This window comes from Azospirillum terrae (assembly GCF_053470425.1).
Window position 1 is genome coordinate 31,238 of record NZ_JBPXMR010000019.1, and the last position, 19,468, is coordinate 50,705.

The 19,468-nt window shown below is 69.1% G+C and carries 18 protein-coding genes; 6 read left to right on the forward strand and 12 right to left on the reverse strand.

Annotated elements, in window-relative coordinates; translation table 11 throughout:
* Window positions 1-26 precede the first annotated feature (26 nt).
* The 6 genes from ACSVDD_RS27510 to ACSVDD_RS27535 are packed head-to-tail and all read right to left on the reverse strand — an operon-like array spanning window position 27 to window position 6,906.
* Entirely contained in the window at window positions 27-1,592 is a 1,566-nt protein-coding gene (locus tag ACSVDD_RS27510; protein ID WP_448192620.1) for an ABC transporter substrate-binding protein, read from the reverse strand.
* Window positions 1,589-2,611 carry an ABC transporter ATP-binding protein gene (locus ACSVDD_RS27515; RefSeq protein WP_448192621.1) on the reverse strand — a complete coding sequence of 341 codons (1,023 nt, stop codon included), beginning with the start codon at window positions 2,609-2,611 and terminating at the stop codon, window positions 1,589-1,591. Before ACSVDD_RS27515 ends, ACSVDD_RS27510 begins: the two co-directional genes overlap by 4 nt.
* The gene (locus tag ACSVDD_RS27520) at window positions 2,608-3,597 is read right to left on the reverse strand and encodes an ABC transporter ATP-binding protein (RefSeq protein ID WP_448192622.1); all 990 of its coding nucleotides are present in this window, start codon (window positions 3,595-3,597) and stop codon (window positions 2,608-2,610) included. The genes ACSVDD_RS27515 and ACSVDD_RS27520 overlap by 4 nt, the downstream gene beginning before the upstream one ends.
* Window positions 3,594-4,463: an ABC transporter permease gene (locus ACSVDD_RS27525; RefSeq protein ID WP_448192623.1), complete on the reverse strand. Its 870-nt coding sequence runs from the start codon at window positions 4,461-4,463 to the stop codon at window positions 3,594-3,596. The genes ACSVDD_RS27520 and ACSVDD_RS27525 overlap by 4 nt, the downstream gene beginning before the upstream one ends.
* Window positions 4,460-5,437, reverse strand: a complete 978-nt coding sequence (locus tag ACSVDD_RS27530) for an ABC transporter permease (RefSeq protein ID WP_448192624.1) — start codon at window positions 5,435-5,437, stop codon at window positions 4,460-4,462. The genes ACSVDD_RS27525 and ACSVDD_RS27530 overlap by 4 nt, the downstream gene beginning before the upstream one ends.
* Complete coding sequence (locus ACSVDD_RS27535) at window positions 5,422-6,906, reverse strand: N-acyl-D-amino-acid deacylase family protein (protein WP_448192625.1); 1,485 nt, start codon at window positions 6,904-6,906, stop codon at window positions 5,422-5,424. Before ACSVDD_RS27535 ends, ACSVDD_RS27530 begins: the two co-directional genes overlap by 16 nt.
* A 110-nt stretch (window positions 6,907-7,016) precedes the next feature.
* On the opposite strand from ACSVDD_RS27535, the gene ACSVDD_RS27540 reads away from it, so the two are divergent.
* Both ACSVDD_RS27540 and ACSVDD_RS27545 read left to right on the forward strand, forming a co-directional pair.
* Window positions 7,017-7,907, forward strand: coding sequence for a LysR family transcriptional regulator (locus tag ACSVDD_RS27540; RefSeq protein WP_448192626.1), 891 nt, complete (start codon window positions 7,017-7,019; stop codon window positions 7,905-7,907).
* Window positions 7,908-7,917: 10 nt separating this feature from the next.
* Complete coding sequence (locus ACSVDD_RS27545) at window positions 7,918-8,796, forward strand: LysR family transcriptional regulator (protein ID WP_448192627.1); 879 nt, start codon at window positions 7,918-7,920, stop codon at window positions 8,794-8,796.
* A gap of 82 nt (window positions 8,797-8,878) precedes the next feature.
* Here ACSVDD_RS27545 and ACSVDD_RS27550 read toward each other — a convergent pair whose 3' ends face one another.
* The 4 genes from ACSVDD_RS27550 to ACSVDD_RS27565 all read right to left on the reverse strand — a co-directional run bounded on the left by ACSVDD_RS27550 (window position 8,879) and on the right by ACSVDD_RS27565 (window position 12,424).
* Window positions 8,879-9,451 carry a sugar O-acetyltransferase gene (locus ACSVDD_RS27550; protein ID WP_448192628.1) on the reverse strand — a complete coding sequence of 191 codons (573 nt, stop codon included), beginning with the start codon at window positions 9,449-9,451 and terminating at the stop codon, window positions 8,879-8,881.
* A gap of 121 nt (window positions 9,452-9,572) precedes the next feature.
* Window positions 9,573-10,523: an aldo/keto reductase gene (locus ACSVDD_RS27555; protein WP_448192629.1), complete on the reverse strand. Its 951-nt coding sequence runs from the start codon at window positions 10,521-10,523 to the stop codon at window positions 9,573-9,575.
* A 98-nt stretch (window positions 10,524-10,621) separates the two neighbouring features.
* On the reverse strand, window positions 10,622-11,710 hold the full coding sequence (locus ACSVDD_RS27560) for a mechanosensitive ion channel family protein (protein ID WP_448192630.1): 1,089 nt from the start codon (window positions 11,708-11,710) through the stop codon (window positions 10,622-10,624).
* 132 nt (window positions 11,711-11,842) lie between these two features.
* A complete protein-coding gene (locus ACSVDD_RS27565; protein ID WP_448192631.1) occupies window positions 11,843-12,424 on the reverse strand; it encodes an NADPH-dependent FMN reductase in 582 nt (193 codons plus the stop codon).
* Window positions 12,425-12,895: 471 nt separating this feature from the next.
* Between ACSVDD_RS27565 and ACSVDD_RS27570 the strand changes: the two genes are divergently transcribed.
* Complete coding sequence (locus tag ACSVDD_RS27570) at window positions 12,896-13,546, forward strand: hemerythrin domain-containing protein (RefSeq protein WP_448192632.1); 651 nt, start codon at window positions 12,896-12,898, stop codon at window positions 13,544-13,546.
* A 230-nt stretch (window positions 13,547-13,776) separates the two neighbouring features.
* Here ACSVDD_RS27570 and ACSVDD_RS27575 read toward each other — a convergent pair whose 3' ends face one another.
* Window positions 13,777-14,682: a LysR substrate-binding domain-containing protein gene (locus ACSVDD_RS27575; RefSeq protein ID WP_448192633.1), complete on the reverse strand. Its 906-nt coding sequence runs from the start codon at window positions 14,680-14,682 to the stop codon at window positions 13,777-13,779.
* Window positions 14,683-14,802: 120 nt separating this feature from the next.
* Between ACSVDD_RS27575 and ACSVDD_RS27580 the strand changes: the two genes are divergently transcribed.
* Window positions 14,803-16,032, forward strand: a complete 1,230-nt coding sequence (locus ACSVDD_RS27580; protein ID WP_448192634.1) for an MFS transporter — start codon at window positions 14,803-14,805, stop codon at window positions 16,030-16,032.
* 135 nt (window positions 16,033-16,167) lie between these two features.
* Here ACSVDD_RS27580 and ACSVDD_RS27585 read toward each other — a convergent pair whose 3' ends face one another.
* Window positions 16,168-16,965 carry a FadR/GntR family transcriptional regulator gene (locus tag ACSVDD_RS27585; protein ID WP_448192635.1) on the reverse strand — a complete coding sequence of 266 codons (798 nt, stop codon included), beginning with the start codon at window positions 16,963-16,965 and terminating at the stop codon, window positions 16,168-16,170.
* 269 nt (window positions 16,966-17,234) lie between these two features.
* Here ACSVDD_RS27585 and ACSVDD_RS27590 point away from each other — a divergent pair, with 269 nt between their 5' ends.
* Both ACSVDD_RS27590 and pdxA read left to right on the forward strand, forming a co-directional pair.
* Window positions 17,235-18,416, forward strand: a complete 1,182-nt coding sequence (locus ACSVDD_RS27590; RefSeq protein ID WP_448192636.1) for a four-carbon acid sugar kinase family protein — start codon at window positions 17,235-17,237, stop codon at window positions 18,414-18,416.
* Window positions 18,413-19,441, forward strand: coding sequence for a 4-hydroxythreonine-4-phosphate dehydrogenase PdxA (gene pdxA / locus ACSVDD_RS27595; RefSeq protein ID WP_448192637.1), 1,029 nt, complete (start codon window positions 18,413-18,415; stop codon window positions 19,439-19,441). Before ACSVDD_RS27590 ends, pdxA begins: the two co-directional genes overlap by 4 nt.
* Window positions 19,442-19,468: the final 27 nt, after the last annotated feature.

Sequence of the window (19,468 nt, forward strand, 5' to 3'; positions counted from 1 at the left end):
CCTCGGTTCGGAAGAGTGGCCTGCGCTCAAGGCACCGGCTTCATCGCCGTCGCCAGCACGCGTCCGTCGGCGTAGACCTCCGCCGCGATGCCCTTGCGCGCCGCCAGGGTGAATTTTGGGAAGTACAGCGGAATGACCCCGGCATCGCGCGCCAGCAGCTCTTCAGCCTCTTGGATCAGCTTGGCGCGCGACGCCGGGTCGAAGGCGACGAGCGCGCTGTCGATCAGCCGGTCCAGCTCCGCGTTGACGTAGCGCGTGCGGTTGGCGGTGCCGTACCCGCGCGCCCCGTCGTAGCTGTGCGCCGTGGCGCGCAAGCCCTGCGATGCCTCGTAGGTGCCGAACTGCCCCATCATCATGCTGAATTCCTGCTTGGCGCCGCGGGAGAAGTAGATGTTGCCGGGCAGTGCCTCCACCTCCACCGTCAGCCCGATGCGGGTCAGCATCTGTCCCACCGCCTGGGCCACCTTGGCGTCGTTGGGGTAGCGGTCGTTGGTGGCGTGCAGCGTCAGCTTGAAGCCGTCCTTCCATCCCGCCTCGGCCAGCAACGCCTTTGCGGCGTCGAGGTCCTGCTTCGCCGCCGGCACCCCCTTGCCATCCTCGGGCAGGGCGAAGAGCTGGCCGGCGGCGATGGCCTCGCCCTCCATCAGCCGGTCCACGATGGCGGCGCGGTTGATCGCCAGCGACAGCGCCCGGCGCACCCGCGCGTCCTTCAGCGGGTTCTTCGCCAGGGCCGAGCCGTCCTTGGCGGTGACGAAGGGGCTGGCGTCGCGGGCGCTGTCCAACTGGATGTGCATGACACGGGCACCGGGGCCGCTGGTCAGTGTCACTTTCCTGTCGGCCCGCAGCGTGGCGAGGTCGGCGGTGGGCACGTTGTCCACCACGTCCACGTCGCCGGCCAGCAGGGCGGCGGCGCGCGCGCTGTCCTTGGGGATGTAGCGCTCGGTCACGCCGTCCCAGGCCGGCGGGGCGCCGTGCCAGCCGGGATTGCGCGCCAGCACTAGCCGTTCGCCGGGCTTGTACTCGACGAAGCGATAGGGGCCGGTGCCCACCATGGCCTTGCCGGAATTGTAGTCGGCCGTTGCCGCCCCGGTCCCGGCCTGGCGCGAGACCACGAAGACCAGCGCCAGATCGTAGGGCAGCAGCGGGTTCGGCCCGTCCGTCACCATGCGGACGGTCAGCGGGTCCACCGCCTCCACCTTGATGACGCGCTTGGTGTAGACGGTGAAGGGGCCGGGGCTGTTGGGGACGTTCGGCACGCGCTCGAAGGTGAAGACGACGTCGTCGGCGGTGAAGGGCGTGCCGTCGTGCCACTTCGCGTCCGGTCGCAGCTTGAACTCCCAGGTGGTGGCGTCGAGCGCCGTCCACGACACCGCCAGACCCGGCTGCAGCCCGAGCCGTGCGTCCTGCTCCACCAGATGCTCGAAGACGTGGCTGAGCGAGGAGTTGTTGGGGAAATTGTGATGGAAATGCGGGTCGAGCGCGCTCGGCTCCTGCTTCAGGCCCAGCGTGAGGCTGGCCGCCGCGGCCGGCGTGGCGCACCCCAGCAGGGCGGAGACGGCAAGGGCGAAGAGTCCGGTGCGGCGGCGGGTCATGGCGTCTCCTCTCGAAGGGCGGGCGTGTCGTGGTTCAGGTGGCAGGCGGACAGGTGGCCGGGCGCCACCTCGCGCAGCGGCGGGACGAATTGGCGGCAGCGCTCGCCGGCCTGCGGGCAGCGCGGGTGGAAATGGCAGCCCGGCGGCGGGTCCAGCGGCGAGGGGATCTCCCCCGCGACGGGCACGAAGGCGCGCCGCCGCGGCTCCAGGCTCGGCACCTCGGCCAGCAAGGCCCGGGTGTAGGGGTGGTTCGGGTGGCCGAACAGTTCCCCGGTGGGGGCGGATTCGACGACGCGGCCCAGATACATGATGACCACGCGGTCGGTCAGATGCTTCACCACCCCCAGATCGTGGCTGATGAACAGGTAGGTGAGGCTCAGTTCGTCCCGCAGATCGGCGAACAGGTTCAGCACCTGCGCCTGGATCGACACGTCCAAGGCCGCCACCGCCTCGTCGCACACCAGGAAGTCGGGCTTGACGGCAAGCGCGCGGGCGATGCCGATGCGCTGGCGCTGCCCACCCGAGAACTGGTGCGGGTACCGTCGCCGATAGGCGGGGTCCAGCCCGACGCGTCGCATCAGCCCGGCCACATACTCGTCCATCCCGGCGCGGGCGACGATGCCGTGCTTCACCGGCGCCTCGCCGATGATGTCGCGCACGCGCTTGCGCGGGTTGAGCGAGGCCATCGGGTCCTGGAAGACCATCTGGATCTTCAGGTCGCGCGCCGCGCGGGACGCCGGCGGCAGCGCGTCGATGTCCTCGCCGCGCCACAGCCGCCGCCCCTCGGTGGCGCCGTGGATGCCGGCCGCCACGCGGCCCAGCGTGGACTTGCCGCAGCCGGACTCGCCGACCAGTCCGACCACCTCGCCCTCCGCCACCTCCAGGTCCACGCGGTCAAGGGCGTGCACGACCTCCTCGCGCAGGTTCGCACCCAGCGCCTTGGCGATCCGCCCGGCAAAGTCGAGGTGGCGGGAGAAGCGCTTGGAGACGCCGCGCAGTTCCAGGATGGGCGTGGTCATGTTGCGGCTCCGGCCACGGCCATGGCTTCGGGCAGGCAGCGCGCCCAATGGCCGGGAGTGACCTCGCGCGGCTCCGGCGGTTCGACGCAGCGCTCGCCGGCGCTGATGCAGCGCGTGCGGAAGGCGCAGCCCGGCGGCAGATCGAGCAGCGACGGCGTCATCCCCGGAATGGGCGTCAGCCGCTCGCCTCGCCTGTGCGCCGAGGGGACGGAGCCCATCAGGCCCCGCGTGTAGGGGTGGGCGGGTGCGCCCAGCACCGCGGCGACCGGCCCGGCCTCGACGATGCGGCCGGCGTACATGACGCACACGTCGTCGGCCAGCCCTGCCACCACGGACAGATCATGCGTGATCCACACCAGCCCGGTGCCGGCCTCGCGGCAGAGCTTCTGCATCTCGTGCAGGATCTGGCCCTGGATGGTGACGTCCAGCGCGGTGGTCGGCTCGTCGGCGATGATCAGGTCCGGGCGGTTGAGGAGCGCTATGGCGATCGCCACGCGCTGGCGCATGCCGCCGGACATCTGGTGGGGGTAGCAGCGCAGCCGCTCCTCCGGCGCGGGGATGCCGACCGCGCCCAGGGCGTCGCGCGACCGGGCGCGGGCGGTGGCGCGGTCCACGGGATCGTGCGCCTGCACCGCCTCGATCATCTGGGTGTCGATGCGCAGCACCGGGTTCAGCGTCATCATCGGGTCCTGGAAGACCATGGCGATGTGGTTGCCGCGCAGGCGGCGCAACGCGCGTTCCGGCAGGCCCACGAGATCCTCGCCCTTGAAGAGCACCCGGCCGCCGACGATGCGCCCCGGCGGGTCCACGAGGCCCAGGATGGAGAAGCCGGTGATCGACTTGCCCGAGCCGGACTCGCCGACCAGCCCGAGGATCCGCCCGGCCTCCAGCGTGAAGCCGACGCCGTCCACCGCCCTGACCACGCCAGCCCTGGTGGTGAAGTGCGTGCGCAGGTCCTCGACCTTCAGCAGGGGACGCGCGGTCATTTCTGAAGCCTCGGGTTCAGCACGTCGCGCAACTGGTCGGCGACGAGGTTGATGGCGACGATGGTGACGACCAGCGCCACGCCGGGGTACACGCTGATCCAGCTCTTGCCCGACAGCAGGTACTGGAAGCCGTTGGCGATCAGCAGCCCCAGCGACGGTTCGGTGATCGGCAGGCCGAGGCCGAGGAAGCTCAGCGTCGCTTCCAGCGCGATGGCGTGCGCCACCTGCACCGTCGCCACCACGATCAGCGGCGCCACGCAGTTGGGCAGCAGATGCCCCAGCATGATGGTGCGGTGGCCCAGCGACAGGCAGCGCGCCGCCTCGATGTACTCCTTGCGCCGCTCGACCATGGCGGCGGAGCGCACGGTGCGGGCGTAGAAGGCCCACTGCACGGCGGCCAGCGCCAGGACGATCTTGTCCACCCCCTTGCCCAGCACCGCCAGCAGGATCAGCGCCACGAGGATGGCGGGGAAGGAGAGCTGGATGTCCACCACCCGCATCACCAGCCCGTCCACCCAGCCGCCCGCATAGGCGGCCAGCAGACCCAGCAGCGTGCCCAACGCCAAAGCGAACAGCGTGCTCGCCACGCCGACGCCCAGGCTGGTGCGCAGGCCGTAGAGGATGGCGCTCAGCATGTCGCGCCCCTGGTCGTCGGAGCCCAGCCAGAAGGTGAAGCCGGCCGACGCCGCCTCGCCCGGCGGCAGGCGACCGTCGGCGATGTCCAGCGCACCGAGGTCGTAGGGGTTCTGCGGCGCCAGCCAGGGCGCCAGCAGCGCCGCCGCCAGAACCGCCAGCAGAAACAGCAGGCCGATCAGCGCCAGCCGGCTTCCCGCGAAATCGTGGAGGAACTGGCGCAGCGGGCTCATGCCTTGGCCTCCCCCAGCCGGATGCGCGGGTCGAGCAGGGAATAGAGTACGTCCACCGCCAGATTGATGACGATGAACAGCGACAGGGTCACCAGCAGGTACGCGACGATCACCGGCCGGTCGAGCAGGTTGATGGAATCGATGATCAGCTTGCCCATGCCGGGCCACGCGAAGATTGTCTCGGTCACCACGGCGAAGGCGATCAGCCCACCCAGCTCCAGCCCGACCACGGTGACGATGGGGATCAGGATGTTCTTCAGCACATGCACGCCGATCACCCGGCGCATGCGCAGCCCCTTGGCGCGGGCGAACTTCACGAAATCCTGGTGCATCACCTCGCGCGTGCCGGCGCGGGTCAGGCGGATCACCAGCGACACCTTGAACAGCGCGAGGTTGAGCGCCGGCAGCGCCAGATGGGCCAAGCCGTCCAGCGTCAGGAACGACACCGGCACGCCGAACAGATCCACCGTCGCCCCGCGCCCGCCGGACGGCAGCCAGCCGAGCCGCACCGCGAACACCATGATCAGCATCAGCCCGACCCAGAAGGTCGGCAGCGAGAAGCCCAGGATGGAGCCCGCCATGATCGACCGCCCCACCACGCTGTCCGGCTTCATGCCGGCCAGCATGCCCAGCGGGATGCCCGCCAGGACGGCGCACAGCATGGCCGCCGTCGCCAGTTCCAGCGTCGCCGGCATGCGCTTGAGGATCAGGCCGACGGCCGGCTCGTTGAACACGAAGGAGCGGCCGAGGTCACCCGCCATGGCGCCGCGGACGAAGGCCAGATACTGCTCCCACAACGGGCGGTCGAGGCCGAGCTGAGATGCCACGCGCGCCATTTCGGCGGCGTCGGCCTCCGGGCTCACCAGGATGTCCAGCGGGTTGCCGACGGCGTAGACGCCGACGAACACCAGCACCGACATGACCAGCAGCACCAGCACCGACTGCGACAGGCGGCGGATCAGGAACACGAGCATCGCGCGGCGTCCTCCTCCCGTGGCAGGTTGGCGGGCTTCAGGTCGCGCAGGCGGATCACCCGGCCGGGCCGCGCGCCGGTCGGCCGCCCGTCCCGCCACACGCACTCCCCCTCGACCCAGACCGCGGCGATGCCCTCCGCCGGCTGCACCGGGTCGTCGAAGGTGGCGCGGTCGGCGATGCTGGCCGGATCGAAGAGGACGAGGTCGGCCCGCTCCCCCACGGCCAGCCGGCCGCGGCCGGCAAGCCCCCAGTGACGGGCCGGCAGCCCGGTCATGCGGAACACCGCTTCCTCCAGCGCCATCAGCCCGACCTCGCGCACATAGTGCCCCAGCACGCGCGGGAAGGTGCCCCACAGGCGCGGGTGCGGCCGGGTGTCCCCGGCGATGCCGTCCGACGCGATCATGGTGCGGGGATAGGCCAGCACCCGGCGTACGTCCTCCTCGTCCATGGCGAAATAGACGGCGCCGGCCGGGAGCAGCCGCTCCACCGCGGTGGCGCGGTCGCAGCCCCAGTCCGCGGCGATGGCGTCCAGGTCGCGGCCGGCGGCCTCGGGGTGAGGGTCGGACCACGTGATCTGCACCGCACCGCCGCGCTCCGCGCGCCGCGCGTCCAGCGTGGTGGAGGAGGCGGCGTAGGGATAGGCGTCCAGCCCCACCGGCTGGCGTCTGGCGGCCTGCTCGATGATCGCCAGCGTCTCGGCGGTCCGGCCATGGTTGGCCGCCCCCATCACCTTATGGTGCGACAGCAGCACCGGCACCCCCGCCGCCTGCCCGATGGCGAGCGCCTCGGCCACCGCCGGCAGCACATGATCGCCCTCGTCGCGCAGGTGGGTGGCGTAATGGCCGCCGTGCCGGTGCACCACGGCGGCGAGCGCCGTCACCTCCTCGACCGGGGCGGCGCGGGCGGCGTCGTAGGCGAGCCCGGTGGACAGGCCCACCGCGCCATCGGCCAGCGCGTGGTCCAGCAATTCCGCCATGCGGGCCGTCTCGGCCGCGGTGGCCGGGCGGTCCAGCCGCTCCATGACGGCGCAGCGCAAGGTCGTGTGCCCCACGAGGCTCAGCGCGTTGAGCGCCAGCCCGCGGCTCTCCAGCGCCGCGAAATACGCGGCGAAGCTGGCGAACAGGTCGGCGCCGTCGCGGGCGACGAGGATGAGCGGCTCGGGCGCCGCGCCCTCCGCCATGATGGGGGCGAGGCTGACGCCGCAGTTGCCGACCACCACCGTGGTCACCCCCTGGGACAGCCGCGCCTCCATGCCGTCGGCCAGCAGCGCCCGGTCGTCGTGCCCGTGGCTGTCGATGAAGCCGGGGGAAAGCGCCAACCTCCCGGCGTCGATGACGCGCACGGCGTCCCGCGGGTCCAGCGCGCCCATGGCGGCGATCGCGCCGTCGCGGACGGCGAGATCGCCAGCCCGGCCCGGCGCCCCGGTGCCGTCGATGAGCGTCGCGTTGCGGATGAGGAGGTCGTGCATCCCGTTCTCCATGGTGGACCCAGGATGATTGTGGTCTTATATGATGTCGAATTCCTCTTTCGCTGCCGTCCATAACTTTTGGTATCGGAACTCAGGGTGTCGGCTGAACCATGCATCTGCGGCAGATCGAGATCTTCCAGGCGGTGATGCGCACCGGCACGCTGAGGGACGCGGCGCGGCTGCTGGGCGTTTCCGTGCCGGCGGTGGGCAAGATGCTGCGCCACACCGAGGACCAGCTGCGCCTGCGCCTGTTCGAGCGCGTGCGCGGCCGGCTCGTCCCGACCGAGGAGGCGCGCACGCTCCACGGCGAGGTGGAGACGCTGCTTGCCCGCGTCGCTACGGTGCGCAACACCGCCGGCCAGCTGCGCAACGGCATGGCGGGGCACCTGCGCATCGCCGCCACGCCGGCACTGGGACTGAACATCCTGCCCCGCGTGCTGGGCGCCTTCGCGCGCGAGTTGCCGGATCTGACGGTGGAGGTGGAGGTGTGGACCATGGCCGGGCTGCTGCCCTCGCTGTCGTCCTTCCGCACCGATTTCGGCTTCGCACAGACGCTGCCGCCTCCCACGCCGGGCATCCTCAGCCGGGTGCTGGGCGAGGCGGAACTGGTGGCGCTGATGCCGCCCGGCTGCCCGTTGGCGGCGCACGGGCGGCTGCATCTCGCGGATCTGGAGGAATGGCCGCTGATCGGCGTGCGGTGGGAAGGGCCGCTCGGCCTCGTTCTGGCGCGCGCCTGCGAGACGGCGGGCGTGGCGCTCGCCACACGCATGACCGTGGACACCTTCGAGCTGGCCCGCGCGCTGGTGGAGACCGGGGCCGGCGTGGCGGTGACCGACCTGTTCACCGCCACGGCGGCGGAGCGCGCCGGGCTGGTGTGGCGGCGCTTCGATCCGCCGGTCACCTATCCGGTGGTCGCCGTGGTGCCGGAATACCGCCCGGTATCGGCGGTCGCCGAGGCGTTCATCGAGCGCTTCGCGGCGGCGGTCGCCGCGCACGTGTAAGGGGGACGCCGTGCGCCTGCGCCACATCGAAGTGTTCCACGCCGTCATGCGGACGGGCAGCGTCAGCGCCGCCGCCAAGCTCCTCAACGTGTCGCAGCCGGCGGTGACCAAGCTGGTCCGGGCGGCGGAGGCCGAGTCCGGCCTGTCGTTGTTCCGGCGGGTGAAGGGCCGGCTCTACCCGACGCCCGAGGCCGAGCGCCTGTTCCTCGACGTCGAGAAGGTCTTCGAGTCCCTGGAGGAGTTGCGGTCCCTGACGCGCAGCCTGCGCGACGGGCGGTCCGGCCATCTGCGGGTGGCCTGCACCCCGGCGCTGGCGCTCGACGTGCTGCCGCGCGCCGTGGCCTGCTTCCGGACGCGCGCGCCGGGCGTGTCGTTGGGCGTGGAGACGCTGCACGCCCGCGACATGGTGATGGCGCTGCTCGCCCGCGACATCGACGTCGTGTTCGGCTTCGAGCTGCCGAGCCATCCCGGCGTGCAACAGGAGTGGTTGGGGCGTGGCGAGCTGCTGTGCGCCACGCCGGCCGGCACGCCGTCCCCGGCGGGGGGGCGGATGACGCTCCGTGATCTCGGCGGACGGACCCTGATCGCGCTGAGCCGGGAGGACCCCCTGGGCCTGCTGCTTCGCACCGCCGCCCTGGAGCAAGGCATCGAGCTGCTGCCCGACCTGGATGTGCAGACCTATCACGTCGCGCTGTCGCTGGCGGCGGCGGGAGCCGGGACGGCCATTGTCGACTCCTTCACCGCGCGCGCCGGCGCCGCGACGGTGTCCTGTTGGCCCTTCGCGCCGCCTCTGGCTTTCGACGTGCGTGCCGCGTGGGCGCGCAACCGGCCGCCGCGACGGCTGGTGGGCGATTTCATCGCCATGTTTCGGGAGTTGATAACCAGCTGACGGCAGCTTGTCGCCAACAGCGGCCCGCTGGACAGCCTGAAAAAGGCGCTGGCCGAGCGGGCATGTTGGTCCAGTGACCCACTTACTCCCTGATCTCGCGGATCACGCGACAGGGATTGCCGGCGGCGAACATGCCCTGCGGAATATCTCGCGTCACGACGCTGCCGGCACCGATAACCACCCGCGATCCGATCCGCACACCCGGCATGATGAGCGCCCCTCCACCGACCCATACGTCGGAGCCGATCTCCACCGGCTTCCCGAACTCCTGGCGCCGACGCAGCTCGGCGTTGAGCGGATGCAAAGGCGTGTATATCTGCACTGCCGGGCCGAAGAGCGTGAAGCTCCCTATGTGCACCGGGCACACGTCCAGCACGACGCAGTTGACGTTGAAGAACACCCGCTCCCCAAGCTCGATGTTTGAGCCGTAGTCGCAGAAGAAGGGTGGCTGCATCCACACCGTGTCGCCGCCCGCACCAAACAGTTCGTGTAGAATGCGCCGCCGTTCTCTCTGCTCAGCCTCGCGCGTGGCGTTCAGCGCTTGGCAGAGATCTCGTGCACGTTTTCGGGCCGCGACAAGCTCAGGATCCAGTGGGTCGTAAAGCTCGCCCGCCAGCATCTTGGCCTTCTCGGTGTGCCCGTCCTGCCTCCGCATCGAAGCCCCCCTCGCTCGGTACCTTCTAACCGGCGGGCGTGCGAAAGCTCACAGCGTCAATCGGCTTCAGCGCCTTGGCCTTGTCTTCCGGCTCGACCATCAGCCGATGACCTTCTCCCCTTCAGGTGCTCGCCGCGTTCAGGTGGTCGATGGACGCTGAATCGAGCCGGAGATGCGCGGCGGCGATGAGGTCCTGAAGCTGTTCCGGCGTGGTCGCGCTGGCGATGGGCGCAGTCAGGCCAAGCCGGGCGATCAGCCAGGCGAGCGCCACCTGGGCCGGGGTCGCCCGGTGCTGCGCCGCCACCGCGTCGAGCGCCGCCAGGATCCGCCGGCCGCGCTCGTTCAGGTACTTGACGACGACGCCCTGACCGCGTGCACTCTTCCCGGCGTCGGCGGCGGAGCGGTACTTGCCCGTCAAGAAGCCGCTGGCCAGGGAATAGTAGGTGATGACGCCCAGGCCGTTGTCCCGGCACACCCCCTCCAGCTCCGCCTCGTAGCCGCTGCGGCCGTAGAGATTGTATTCGGGCTGCAGCGTCTCGTAGCGTGGCAGGCCGGTGCGCGCGCTGACCTCGAGCGCCTCGCGCAGCCGCGGCGCGCCAAGGTTGGAGGCGCCGACGGCCCTGACTTTGCCCTGGTCGATCAGGTCCCGGTAGGCGCCCAGCGTCTCTTCGAACGGGGTGTCGGGGTCGTCCCAATGCGACTGGTACAGGTCGATGCGGTCGGTCCGGAGGCGGCGCAGCGACGCGTCGGCGGCGGTGCGGATGTACGCGGGCGACAGGCCCTTCATGCCCGGTCCCATTTCCGAACCGACCTTGGTGGCGATGACCAACCGGTCGCGGTTGCCGCGGCTTTTCAGCCAGTTGCCGATGATCGTCTCGGACTCGCCGCCGTGGTTGCCCGGCGCCCAGGCGGAATAGACGTCGGCCGTGTCGATGAAGTTGAACCCGGCGTCCACGAAGGCGTCGAGCAGCCGGTGGGACGTCGGTTCGTCGGCCGTCCAGCCGAACACGTTGCCTCCAAAGCAGAGGGGGGCCACCGTCAGGCCGGATCGGCCAAGCGGGCGCTGTTCCATGGGTCGGACTCCTTTCTGCGGGATTGGGTGTCGAGGGAGCAGGGTGGTGGTTCGTCGGCCATCCGTCCAGCCGGAGCGGCCGGCTCGGAGGGGGCAGCTCAATTCGGGACCAGCCCCGGCGCGACCGTCGACGCGGATGCGGTGGTCAGGGGGAGTTCCACGCGCAGGCGGGGAAGCGCATCGGGATAACGCTCGGCGATGATGCGCAGCATCTCTTCCCGGATGAGGCAGCGCAGGTCGAATGCGGCTCCGGCATCCTGGGCGCTGACCAGGGCGCGCAGCTCGACGCACCGCTCCCGCAGGTCGGTGACCTGAAGATTCGAGACGCAGCCGTCCCACAGCGGTGTCCGCTTGAGGATGTCCTGCAAGGCCGCGCGCAGTTCGGCCACCGGTACGCCGTAGTCGACGTACAGCATCACAGTGCCGAGCATGCGCGTGGACTCGCGTGTCCAGTTCTGGAACGGCTTTTCCAGGAAGGTGCTGAGGGGCACCACCATGCGCCGCTCGTCCCAGATGCGGACGACGATGAAGGTGGCGGTGATCTCCTCGATGGTGCCGAACTCCCCCTCGACGATCACCTGGTCGCCGATCCGGATCGGCTGGGCCACCGCGATCTGCAGCCCGGCGATCAGGTTGGCGATCGTCGGGCGCGCCGCGAGTCCGAGCACGATTCCCGCCACGCCGGCCGAGGCGAAGAGGCTGAGCCCCACCGTCCGCACCACCGGGATGGTCATCAGCAGAAAGCCGGCGGTGAGCGCCAGCACACCCACTGTTGTCAGGCGGCGGAACACGGTGAGTTTGGTGCGCCGCCGCCGCCGGTCGATGCTCGACTCGTCTGGGCCGGACCGTTCGAGATAGGCATCGAACACCGCCTGCAGCTTGGCGGCCACCGTCCACCCCATACCGGCGATGAACCCCAGGCCCAGACCGCGGCTCAACTCCTCTGCGATGCGTTCGGCGAATTCGTACTCGGGGATAATGGCGAGGAGCGTCGCCATCGCCAGCGTGAAGCGGATCGGCTTCTGCCCGGCCCGGATGACGCGGCCGAGCACCGGCGCGCCGTGCTCCGGCCGGAACACCCGCGTCATCAGCCGATATAGCGCGCCGTGCACGCCCAGCACCAGGGCCAGCGCAAGCAGGGGGGCCGCAAGCTGGAGGATCCAGAGCGGTACGTCCGGGGCGGTCATGATCTCCGTGCGCGGATGTTGGCGGACTTGCGCCTGCAAACATCTGCGGCCCTGTCCGGTGCCCTGTTCCGACGCCATACACCATCGGAGCGGTGGCCAGGAGTGGACGGAAGGCTATGCGCTGCCGAGAGGCTACTCCCCGGCGGCGCGCGCCCCACGCAGCAGCCGGATCTCGGCGAGCAGGTCGTCCACGGCCGCCAGCGCGAAGGTGAGCGCCGCCTCGTCTACGAGGTGGCCGTCCCGGATTTTCTCGTGGACGGCGGCGATCACCACCTGTGGGCGGGCGATGACCCGCCCCAGCATGCCGGACAGCGTCTCCCGCATCTCGTGCTGAGCGCGCACGCCGCCAGTGAAGGCCGGCGACGCGGTCATGATGAGGACCGGTTTGCCCTTAACCGGCGACCGCATGGCCGGGCGGGAGGCCCAGTCGAGCGCGTTCTTCAGCACCCCCGACATGCCGTAGTTGTACTCCGGCGAGATGAGGAGCAGCCCGTCGCTCGCCTCGATCGCACCGCGCATGGCCACCGCTGAGGGCGGGGTGTTCTCGCTGTCGAGGTCCGGGTCGTAGGGCGGAATGTCGTTGAGCGGGAAATTGTCCAGCTCCGCTTTGCCGGCCAGGCTTCCCTTGAGCGTCAGGAGCACGGCCGTGCAGTAGGAATTGCGGCGGATGCTGCCGGAAAGTCCAAGGAGACGAAAAGACCGGTCGGTGGTCATGGCGCCTGTCCTGCTGTTTGCACAAGCTCTCTGGGCTGCCAACCGGTGGGAGGCGGCGTCGGCACGCGGTTCTGTTTCCCTACGCCTTCCGGCAAATGCGCGCAGACCCTGTCCGCTGAACCCGGCAAGCCGGTCAGGGCGTGTATTGGCGTCAGGGTTCAACGCCGATCAGCCCGTTCAAGCCGCTGATAACGCGCAATTCTGCCGGGGCAAAGTTGGACGCTTTTTCACAGGATGCTCCGAACATGGATGCAGCCGGTGTGCAGGAGGAGCAAGAGCCCCGTCGCATGGGTAAGGCTGCTCCTTAGAGGCTCACTCCTCCCCCTCCTGCAGCTTGGCTTGGCCGCGCTACGACGGACGCTATTGGCACGCCAATCTGCCTTCCGGTTGGGCTGGCATCCGGCTACTCTGGCGTCGTCAAGGGTGGATCGGGCCGTCCATATGGGAAATCCGAGCCAGGATGAATCGACGATGAAGCTGATTGACACACTCCAAGACGAACACGTGCTGATCGATCAGGTGCTCGGATCCCTTCGCACGTACGTCGGCGGACTCGTCGATGGGACTGCGGATCCGGATGATGGCAGACGCTTCGCCGCGTTCTTCACCGAGTTCGCCGGCCATTTCCATCACGATCGCGAGGAGCGAGTGTTCATCCATGCGCTCGTGACGGATGCGGAACTACCGGGCGACCGCGGACCAGTGCGCGCCGTCGCGCACGAGCACGCCCAGATGGAGGAGTGGCTGTGCGAGATGAAGCCGTTTCTCGAACAGAGGCCGCAGTCCGAGGACGATCGTGTTCGGCTTCGGGCTCTGGCAACTCGCTACTCGCACGCGCTCTGGCGTCATATCGACGCGGAGAACTCCGTCCTGTACCCGGAGGGTGCCGAGCGGCTTCGCCGGTGCGGCATTCGCGAGTTGCCGGATCGGCCGATGAGCGAGGCAGAGGCGGTCGCGCGTGAGGGCGGCGCGGCCCTGCTGGTCCGTTATCCGCCGGTCGAGGACGTTGCGCTCACGCGCGGTGACGGCTGTTTCATGTGCCAAGCCTACGGTGAGACCTGCGACGGACTCGAGGCCGAGTGGTGGACCGAGCTCGAGTGGGAAGAGTTTTACCACAGGTGACGCAAGCGGCCGAAACTCCTGGTGCGCCACGAAGGCCAAGCCCATCTTCGACACTTCGAGGAAAGCGCAATAAAGAAACGAACGCAGCATAGCGCTGCGCGCGGTGCCAATCTGTCCCGTGAGGTCAGTGTTGCGAAATGGGAGCGGCTCCGAAGCCTCTGATGGTCCGCTTTGCGCTATAGGCAGACAAAGCCCGAAAGCAGAGCTTAAGCTATGCTTCGGCACAGCTGTTAGCCGGAGCTCTCTTTCCTACCCTCCAGTTTCCGCGCTAAGGCTAAGAAGCCAGCGATGTATTCCACCCCTTCTTCACTACGGCGGATGCCAAGATTGATGCTTTTTCTGATCCCGTGAGGTCCGAGACGGACGGTGCGGATGGGCAGGTCTGAACCTTCCTCATGCACGAGCCAATCCGGCAGGACAGTGACCCCGCGTCCGGCGGCGACGAGTTGCAGCATCAGGTCGGTTGTCTCTGCCGTCCGGTGGCGGCGCGGCCGACAATGCGCCGGTACGAGGAAGCGGGTGTAAACGTCGAGCCGCTCAAGGCTGACCGGTAAGGCGATCAGGTCCTCGCAGAGGAGGTCATGCGGGAGTGCCACGCCACGCGCGGCCAGCGGATGCTCATCTTGCACCACCAGAACGAGTTCGTAATCGAAGACCTGCGTGAAGAGAACCTCTGGCAGATCAACCGGGTCAGGGGTGATCAGGAGGTCGATCTCGTTGTCCAGCAACGCGGCGACGCCGTCGAAGCGGAAAGCCGTGCGGACGTCGAAATCCACATCCGGCCACTGCGCGAGATAGGCGGCCGTCATCCGCATCAGCCATTTCTGGCATGGATGGCACTCCATCCCCACCCGAAACGCGCCGCGCTGGCCGGAGGCGAAATCGGCCAAAACCCGTTCAGCGTGCTCGATCTGCGGGAGCACGCGCTGTGCCAGTGCTAGAAGATGTTCCCCCGCCTGGGTGAAGCGAAGGCTGCGCCCCTTCTTCATCCAGATATCGACGCCGGTGCGCTCCTCAAACTTGCGGATCGTGTGGCTCAAGGCCGACTGGCTGACGTTAAGCCGGTTGGCGGCGGCAGTGACGCTGCCAAGGCTGTCCACCTCCCGTAGAATCGCAAGAAGCTGGCAATCAAGCATCCATGACTCCTGCTCATTCATCCATGAAAACAAACCACTTCCGCTCATAGTGAGCGCCCATTACTCCTGGATCAATCGTCCTGTCGGCGTCGCCGATCAACACTCAGCCCGAGGAATCCCATGTCTCAAGCCGAAGCCAGCGCCGAGACCGGGCTCGCGCACGCGAGCCCATATGGGCATGAGTTGGGCAATGTCCTGCGACTGGCTATCGCGCAGGCGCTTGCCGGCGCGAACGCCGTGGTCGTGTACGCGACGGGCGCCATCGTGGGCAACACGCTCGCGCCCAGCCCGGCACTGGCAACGCTGCCGATCTCCATCTTCGTGGTGGGGATGGCGCTGAGCACCTTGCCGGCCGGCCTCATCGCCCGCCGCCACGGGCGCCGCGCCGCGTTCCTGACGGGAACCGGATGCGGCGTCCTCGTTGGCCTGTTGTCCGCCTTGGCGGTCGTGCTGGGCTCATTCTGGCTGTTCTGCGCGGGGATGATCGTCGGAGGCGCCTATGCCGCCGTGGTCCTCTCCTTCCGCTTCGCTGCCGCCGACTGCGTGCCCGCGGAGCGACGTTCCCGCGCCATGTCCGCCGTGATGGCCGGCGGGGTGTTCGCCGGGGTCATCGGTCCGCAACTCGTTACCCACACGATGGACCTGTGGCCCCCCTATCTGTTCGCGGCCACCTACCTCGCACAAGCGGCTGTGGCCGCTGTGTCCGCTCTCGTTCTGCTCGGCGTCCGACTTCCGATGCCGACCGCGGCGGATATCGCCGGCGGCCGCCCGATCGTCGCCATCGCGCGCCAGCCCCGCTTCCTCACCGCCGTGATCTGCGGGATCGTGTCGTACCTGCTCATGAACTTCATCATGACGGCTGCCCCGTTGGCGATGCGGCTGTGCGGTCTGCCGCAGGAGGCGTCCAACCTCGGCCTGCAGTGGCACGTGATCGCGATGTACGCGCCGAGCTTCTTCACCGGGCGGCTGATCGCACGCTTTGGCGCCCTCCGCCTGGTGGCCGCTGGTCTCGCGTTAATCGCCGCCGCCGCCGCGGTCGGGCTGGCGGGGGTGGATGTGCCGCATTTCTGGCTGAGCCTGATCCTGCTGGGCGTCGGCTGGAACTTCGGCTTCTTGGGTGCTTCGGCCCTCGTGCTTGAGTGCCACCGTCCCGAGGAACGGACGGGCGTACAGTCGCTCAACGATTTCCTCGTGTTCGGGACAATGGCTTTGGGCTCCTTCGCGTCCGGCGGTCTGCTGACGACCTACGGCTGGGATACGGTGCTTTGGGTCTCGTTCGCCCCTCTTACGGTGGCGGTCGCGGCTCTCGCTTCCACGGCTAAATCTTGCCTCGACCGCACGGCCGGATGAGGCGTGCTGGAATGGGTTCTTAGGGATCCGCTGGAAACCGATCGCATCCAGGAAGAGAAAATTTCTATGACCAGCTGATGGGGATGGGTGAGGAGGTGAAGCGGATAAAACCCGTATCCAGAAAGCGACAGGTCGTTATAAAGCCAGATCCAGCATCCTGCCTTCGAACACGCGGTCGCGGGAGCCTTCCAGATGGTGGCGCATTGCCGTCCTGGCGCGGTCGGCATCGCGGCTGCGGATCGCCTCGAAAATGCCCCGATGCTCGTCGAGGACGCCGGTCAGTCCTTCCCGCGGTCCCATCAGGGAGGCGCCGTGGAACTTCATGCCGATGGCGATGTGGTCCTTCAGAGCCTTGTAGGACGACAAGTAATAGTGGTTGTTCGCCGCCTCGGCGATGGCGCAGTGGAAGGCGAAATCGGCATCCTCCCGGTGACGGTGCGCCTGCGTCGCCGCCTGCATCAGGTCCAGCGCCGAGGCGATGGCGTCGAGCGCCGGCTGGTTCCAGCGCAGGGCCGCGTAATAGGCATAATCGGGCTCGATGCTCAGGCGAAACTCGTAACAGCGCTGGATGTCGGCGATCGTCTCCACCGGGGCGAAGCCGACCAGGGCGCGGGTCTCCGCCGGCCGCATCTTGACGAAGCTGCCGGCTCCCCGTCGCGAATGGATCAGCCCCTCGTCGCGCAGACGGCTCAGGGCGTCGCGCACGACGGGGCGTGAGACGAGGAACTGCTCCGCCAGTTCATGCTCTCCCGGCAGCCGCTGATCGGGCTGGTAAGTGCCCGCGCTGATCTGTGCCAGAAGGCCTTGATAGACCCGCTGCACCAGCGGTGTCGCGCGCGGGCGGCTGCCCTCTCCGACATCATCGTTCGCGTTCCGGCCATCCGCCTCCAAGAGGCCGGAGGCGTTGTCTGCGAGGTCGCTGCGTTCGGCCATAGCATCGTCTCACGTTGTTTCCCGCACGTCGCCACGTGGTCCGGCGTCGAGCCAATCTGTAGCGTTATCCGGACAAGTTGTAAACATGTAAAGCCGCATTGCCGCTGTGCAATGCGCATTGTTGGTAGGCAACATTACAACATGTTGACATCTTCGCAGCGCTGTGATGGAGTGGCTCATGTTCGGGCGGCAAAGGTGCCCGGGCACGGATCCGGCGACCGCGCAGGCGGTCGTCGTCGCCCGATGGGCGCAGTGGGATGGCACGCCTCATGGACAGCAAGGCTCGGCATGTGGGACCGGATTTCGGCGCGGCTGCGCGGGCTGCGATGCGCGTGCACCTGATCGCCGACGACCTGACCGGGGCGCTCGACACCGCCGCCCAGCTCACCTCCGCCACCGGCCCCATCCCCATTCATTGGCGCGGCGTGCCGCGCTCGACCGCGATCTCCAGCATCGCCCTCGACAGCGGCACGCGCGAGGCCGGGCGGGAGGAGGCGCGGGAGACGGTTGCGGCCCTGGTCGCCGGATTGCCGCGGAGCCCTGGCACCATCCTATACGCCAAGTTGGACAGCCTGTTGCGCGGCCACGCCGGGGCGGAGATCGCCGCCTGGATCGGCGCGGTGGCCCCTGTCCATTGCATTGTGGCGCCCGCCTTTCCCTACCAAGGCCGCGTCACGCGCGGCGGCGTGCAGCACGTTCGCACGGCAGACGGCTGGCGGCCGACGGCGAACGACCTGCGTACCGATCTGATGCGCGAGGGGCTGGCGGTCCGCTGCTGCCGCCCCGGCGACCCGGTGCCCGCCGGCATCAGCCTGTGGGACGCGGAGACGGACGCCGACCTCGCCGCCATCGCCGCAGCGGGCCTCGGCCTCGATGGCCCCGTCCTGTGGTGCGGCAGCGGCGGGTTGGCGGGCGCACTGGCGCAGACCGCCGGCCAACCGTCCGATCCGTGCGGCAACGCGGCGCTGCCGCGCCCGGTCCTGGGGCTGTTTGGCACCAACCATCCAGTGACGGTGGCGCAAATCGCCGCCTGCGGTGGGCTCACCCTGCCTCTGCCGGATGGCGGCGACGCGAGCGCGCTGGCCCTGTCCCAGCGCCTGGGCGAACAGGGCGTCGTCCTGGCCGGGCTGGCGCTGCCGGACGGGCTGTCCTGTGCCGAAGCCGCCAACCGGATCGAGCGCGCGTTCGGGTCGCTCGTCCGCCGGCTTGACGCACCCGGCACGCTGCTGGTTGCCGGCGGTGAGACGCTGCGCGGACTCTGCATGGCGCTGGAGGCGGAGCGGCTCGATCTCGACGGGCACATCCTGCCGGGGGTTCCCCGTTCGGTCCTGCGCGGCGGTCGCTTCGACGGTGTGCGCGTCGTCTCGAAATCGGGCGCGTTCGGCGAGCGCACGCTGCTGCGTCGGCTGCTCGGCCTCGACCAATCCTACCAACAGGGAGAGCAAGCATGACACCGCATCTGGCCATCACCATGGGTGATCCGGCCGGCGTCGGGCCGGAGATCATCGTGAAGGCCTGCGCGCGTCTGAAGGACCGGATCGCATCCGGCGGGCTGCGCCTGCTGATCATCGGCAGCAACCCGTCGCTCCACGCGGCGCGCGCCGCGCTGGGCAGCAACCTCGCCATCCCGGAGGTGAGCGACGCCGACAGCGTGTGGCCGGCGCTGGCCTGCCTGCAGGCCGGGCCGGAGGGCGAGCCCATCCGGCCGGGTGTGCTGTCTGTGGACGGCGGGCGCTTCGCCTATATGGCGGTGGAGCGCGCGGTGCGGCTGGCCCAGGCCGGGCGCATCCAGGGCATCGTCACCGCGCCGCTGAACAAGGAAGCGCTGAACAAAGCCGGCTATCACTTTGCCGGCCACACCGACCTGCTGGCCGAGCTGACCGGGGCGCGCGGCTCGGTGATGATGCTGGCGCACGGCAACATGCGGGTCAGCCACGTCACCACCCACATCGCGCTGGAGGAGGTGCCGAAGCGGCTGACGCCGGAGCGGTTGCGCTATGTCATCGACCTGACCCACGAGACGCTGACCGGCCTGCGCCTGCCGCGCCGCCGTATCGCGGTCGCGGCACTCAACCCGCACGCCGGCGAGGGCGGCCTGTTCGGCCGCCAGGACATCGAGGTGACCGAACCGGTGGTCGCGCGCTGCGTCGCCGACGGCCTGGACGTGGTCGGCCCGGTTCCCGGCGACACCGTCTTCGTCAAGCTGCGCGCCGGCCAGTTCGACGCGGTGGTCGCCATGTACCACGACCAGGGCCATATCCCGGTGAAGCTGCTGGGTTTCAACGTCAACCCGGAAACCGGCACCTGGGACGCGCTGAGCGGCGTCAACATCACCCTCGGCCTGCCGATCATCCGCACCTCGGTGGACCACGGCACCGCCTTCGACATCGCCGGCAAAGGCATCGCCAACGAGCTGAGCCTGATCGAGGCAATCGAGTACGCCGAAACGCTCGCCGCCGCCCGTGTCGCGGCCTGAGGACTGGACATGACCCAGGATACAACC

Bases quoted from the DNA above. Each gene is read 5' to 3' on its own strand.
- ACSVDD_RS27550 (WP_448192628.1), bottom strand. From the start codon at position 9,451: ATGCGGAGGCAGGACGGGCACACCGAGAAGGCCAAGATGCTGGCGGGC.
- ACSVDD_RS27585 (WP_448192635.1), bottom strand. From the start codon at position 16,965: ATGGCCGAACGCAGCGACCTCGCAGACAACGCCTCCGGCCTCTTGGAG.
- ACSVDD_RS27580 (WP_448192634.1), top strand. From the start codon at position 14,803: ATGTCTCAAGCCGAAGCCAGCGCCGAGACCGGGCTCGCGCACGCGAGC.
- ACSVDD_RS27510 (WP_448192620.1), bottom strand. From the start codon at position 1,592: ATGACCCGCCGCCGCACCGGACTCTTCGCCCTTGCCGTCTCCGCCCTG.
- ACSVDD_RS27520 (WP_448192622.1), bottom strand. From the start codon at position 3,597: ATGACCGCGCGTCCCCTGCTGAAGGTCGAGGACCTGCGCACGCACTTC.
- ACSVDD_RS27565 (WP_448192631.1), bottom strand. From the start codon at position 12,424: ATGACCACCGACCGGTCTTTTCGTCTCCTTGGACTTTCCGGCAGCATC.
- ACSVDD_RS27570 (WP_448192632.1), top strand. From the start codon at position 12,896: ATGAAGCTGATTGACACACTCCAAGACGAACACGTGCTGATCGATCAG.
- ACSVDD_RS27535 (WP_448192625.1), bottom strand. From the start codon at position 6,906: ATGCACGACCTCCTCATCCGCAACGCGACGCTCATCGACGGCACCGGG.
- ACSVDD_RS27590 (WP_448192636.1), top strand. From the start codon at position 17,235: ATGGACAGCAAGGCTCGGCATGTGGGACCGGATTTCGGCGCGGCTGCG.
- ACSVDD_RS27575 (WP_448192633.1), bottom strand. From the start codon at position 14,682: ATGCTTGATTGCCAGCTTCTTGCGATTCTACGGGAGGTGGACAGCCTT.
- ACSVDD_RS27555 (WP_448192629.1), bottom strand. From the start codon at position 10,523: ATGGAACAGCGCCCGCTTGGCCGATCCGGCCTGACGGTGGCCCCCCTC.
- ACSVDD_RS27525 (WP_448192623.1), bottom strand. From the start codon at position 4,463: ATGAGCCCGCTGCGCCAGTTCCTCCACGATTTCGCGGGAAGCCGGCTG.
- ACSVDD_RS27530 (WP_448192624.1), bottom strand. From the start codon at position 5,437: ATGCTCGTGTTCCTGATCCGCCGCCTGTCGCAGTCGGTGCTGGTGCTG.
- ACSVDD_RS27515 (WP_448192621.1), bottom strand. From the start codon at position 2,611: ATGACCACGCCCATCCTGGAACTGCGCGGCGTCTCCAAGCGCTTCTCC.
- ACSVDD_RS27560 (WP_448192630.1), bottom strand. From the start codon at position 11,710: ATGACCGCCCCGGACGTACCGCTCTGGATCCTCCAGCTTGCGGCCCCC.
- pdxA (WP_448192637.1), top strand. From the start codon at position 18,413: ATGACACCGCATCTGGCCATCACCATGGGTGATCCGGCCGGCGTCGGG.
- ACSVDD_RS27540 (WP_448192626.1), top strand. From the start codon at position 7,017: ATGCATCTGCGGCAGATCGAGATCTTCCAGGCGGTGATGCGCACCGGC.